Here is a 3,544-nt window from a genome sequence, read left to right on the forward strand (position 1 = left end):
GCCATCCGCTCCCGTTCCGCGTCGTCGAGGATGTCGATGTCGCCGACGAGCACGTGTGGATCGGTGGCCACGGCGGTCAGGATCCGTTCCAGCCTGCGCCCGAACGATTGCACCGTGGACTCGTCGAAGAGGTCGACGGCGTAGGTGAAGACGGTGTCCAGTTCGCCGAAGGAACCATCCTCGCGATGGTGCGGATGCACGTTCACCTGCAGGTCGAACTTCGCCGCGACCATACCCGCGTCCAGCGCGGCGACAGTGAGCCCGGGCAACTCCAAGACCGGTTGTTCGTTGTTCTGGAACGACAGCACCACCCCGAACAGCGGGTTCTGTGTGGTCGCCCGACCAGGCGCCACCACCTCCACCACCCGCTCGAACGGAATATCCGCGTTGGCGAACGCGGTCAGATCGGTTTCCCGCGCCTGGTCGACCAGAACGGTGAAAGGCGCGGACCGCTCGACCGCGGTGCGCAGTGTCAGAGTGTTCACGAACATWCCGACCAGATCGTCCAGCGCACGCTCGCCGCGGCCTGCGATCGGCGTGCCGATAGCCACGTCCGAGCCCCCGGACAACCTGGCGAGCAGGACAGCCAGCGCCGCGTGAACAACCATGAACAGAGTCGAATTATGTTCGCGTGCAAGACTGGTCAACGCCTCGTGCACCTCGGACGAAACAGCGAACCCGGTGCTGGCTCCGCGCATTGTCGCCACCGCCGGCCGYGGACGGTCCAACGGCAATTCCAGTTCACCGGACAACCCGTCGAGCTGGTTACGCCAGTACGCCAAYTGCCGTGCGGCCACCGAGTTCTCATCATCGTCGGTACCGATGACGCTGCGCTGCCAGATCGCGAAGTCCGCGTACTGCACCTCGAGCGGCGACCAGCGCGGCGAGTTACCGCCGATCCTGGCCAGATAGGCAGTCATCAGGTCACGAGCCAAAGGCGCCATCGAGGCACCGTCGGCAGCGATGTGGTGGGCGACCACAGCCAACAGATGCTCCTCCGGACCGGACTCCAACAGCAAGGCACGCACCGGAACCTGCTCGGTCACATCGAATCCCGTGAGCATCAACTCGGTAACCCGACCCATCGGATCATCGGTGACCACCACCTCCAACCCACTGGGCAGCGCCTCGGCCACAGACAGGATCTCCTGATACGGCAATCCACCCGGCCCACTCGCCGGATAACGCGTACGCAGCGACTCATGCCGCTCCAACACATCCGCCATCGCATAACGCAACGCCGAGACATCCAACACACCAGTCAACCGAATCGCCAACGGAATGTTGTAGGCCACCGAAGCCGGATCGAACTGATTGAGCACCCACATCCGCTGCTGCGCCAACGACAACGGCACCAGCCCGACCCGCTCACCCCGGGCAAGCCGCGGACGCCCACCACCACCGGTGCCCGGCGTCACGCGGACCGCCAACGCGGCCACGGTGGGCGCCTCGAACAATTCACGCACCACAAGATTCGCATCCAACGCCGCATTGATCCGCGCGACGACCCTGGTCGCGATCAGCGAGTTGCCGCCGAGAGCGAAGAAGTCGTCATCCAAGCCGACCTCACCGGTGCCAAGCAAACCGGCGAACACACCAGCGACGGCTTGCTCGGCCGGCGACCTCGGCGCACGAAAAGTCGCCGAACCGACGAACTCCGGCCCCAGCAACGCCCTGCGATCGAGCTTGCCGTTCGGAGTCAGCGGCAGGACCTCCAGCACCACGATGACATCAGGAACCATGTAGCCAGTAAGAAACTCAGCAACCTGAGCGCGCAACACCACCGGATCCAATTGAGCACCGGCATCGGGCACCACATAGCCGACGAGCCGATCGCCCACATGCTCATCACCACGGACCAGCACGACAGCCTGGCTCACACCGACACAACCCAGCAACACCGACTCGATCTCACCGAGCTCAACCCGAAAACCACGCAGCTGTACCTGCTGGTCGCCGCGGCCCACGTATTCAAGAGTGGCCTGCCAACCGAGACCGACCCAGCGGCCGATGTCGCCGGTACGGTACATCCGAGATCCCGGCGCGCCGAACGGGTTCGCGACGAATCGCCCGGCGGCCAGTCCGAAACGACCGAGGTAGCCGCGGGAGAGCTGGTCGCCCGCGACGTAGATCTCCCCGGCCACGCCGACCGGCGCCGGGTGCAACCTGTCGTCGAGCACGTAGGCGTCCAGGCCGGGCAGCGCACGGCCGATCACGCTGGCCGCGTTGTCCACCATCTGCTCGTCCAGCGACAGAGACGACACGTGCACGGTAGTCTCGGTGACGCCGTACATGTTCACCAGCCACGGCGTGTTCACGGCGTACCGCTCGTACCAGCGCCGCAGCTGACGCAGATCCAGCGCTTCACCGCCGAAGACCACGTAGCGCAGCGCGAACTTGCCCTGGTCGATCGGATTCGCGGCACGGTCGGCCTCGGCGAGCTGATAGAACGCCGACGGGGCCTGGTTGAGTACCGTGACCTGTTCGCGAATCAGCAACTCGCGGAACTGTTCCGGCGAACGCGACGTGAGGTCGTCGACCATCACCACGGTGCCGCCGTTGGCCAGCGCGCACCACAACTCCCACACCGAGAAATCGAACGCGAACGAATGAAACATCGTCCACACGTCGGTCTCGTCGAACTCGAACAGCAGCTGAGTGTTCGCGAACAGCTTTACCACGTTGCGGTGCGTCACGCCGATACCCTTGGGCACACCGGTCGAACCCGAAACGTAGCTGACATACGCCAGGTTGTCCGGACGCAGCGGCGTGATGCGATCGGTGCCGCCGACCGGGTCGTCGGCGAAGTCCGCAGCCTCCTCGAGCAGAATCACCGGAATATCGCCGGTAGGTACCGCGTCGCACTCGTCCGCCGTGGTCAGGATGCAGATCGGTGCTGCGTCGGCGAGCGTGAACTCCAGCCGCTGTGCCGGGTAGGTGGTATCGATCGGCAGATACGCCGCACCCGCTATCAGTACTCCCAACAACGCAACCGGAAGCTTCTCCGACCGCGCAACCGCCACAGCCACCAGCGATTCCGGACCCGCACCCTGCGCAATCAACACACGCGCCACCCGGTTGGCCTGACGCTGCAACTCACCAAAAGTCAGCGTGGTGTCACCGAAACGGACCGCGCCCGCGTTCGGCCGCCTGCGCGCCTGCGCGCCGAGCAGATCCACCAGGGTCACCTCGGGCACCGTCGCACCGGGGCTGTTCCACTCGTGTAGCACAAGGTCACGCTCACCAGGGGCGAGCACATCGATGTCGCCGACCGGCACGTTCGGGTCAGCAGTCACCGCGGCGAGGATGCGGCCGAAGCGATCGGCGTAGTCCTGCACGGTGGTCTCGTCGAACAGGTCGGTGGCGTAGGTGAATTCGGCTGATATGCCGTGCACCTCACCATGCCGGTCGATGTTCTCTACAAGTGTGAGTTGTAGGTCGAATTTGGCCAGTGGCACCGCCAGATCCACCCCGGACACCGAAAGTCCGGGCAGTTCCAGCTCGGTGCGCGCCAGGTTCTGGAAGGTCAGCATCACCTGGAACA

At 64.8% G+C, this 3,544-nt stretch carries 1 protein-coding gene; it reads right to left on the bottom strand.

Annotated elements, in window-relative coordinates:
- Positions 1-3,544 (bottom strand): amino acid adenylation domain-containing protein (locus tag AB4Z47_RS30375; protein ID WP_441956104.1); only part of this gene is annotated, 3,544 nt, incomplete at both ends.

Origin of the sequence: Nocardia sp. 2TAF39, assembly GCF_052114905.1 — a bacterium.
Classification (GTDB): Bacteria; Actinomycetota; Actinomycetes; order Mycobacteriales; family Mycobacteriaceae; genus Nocardia.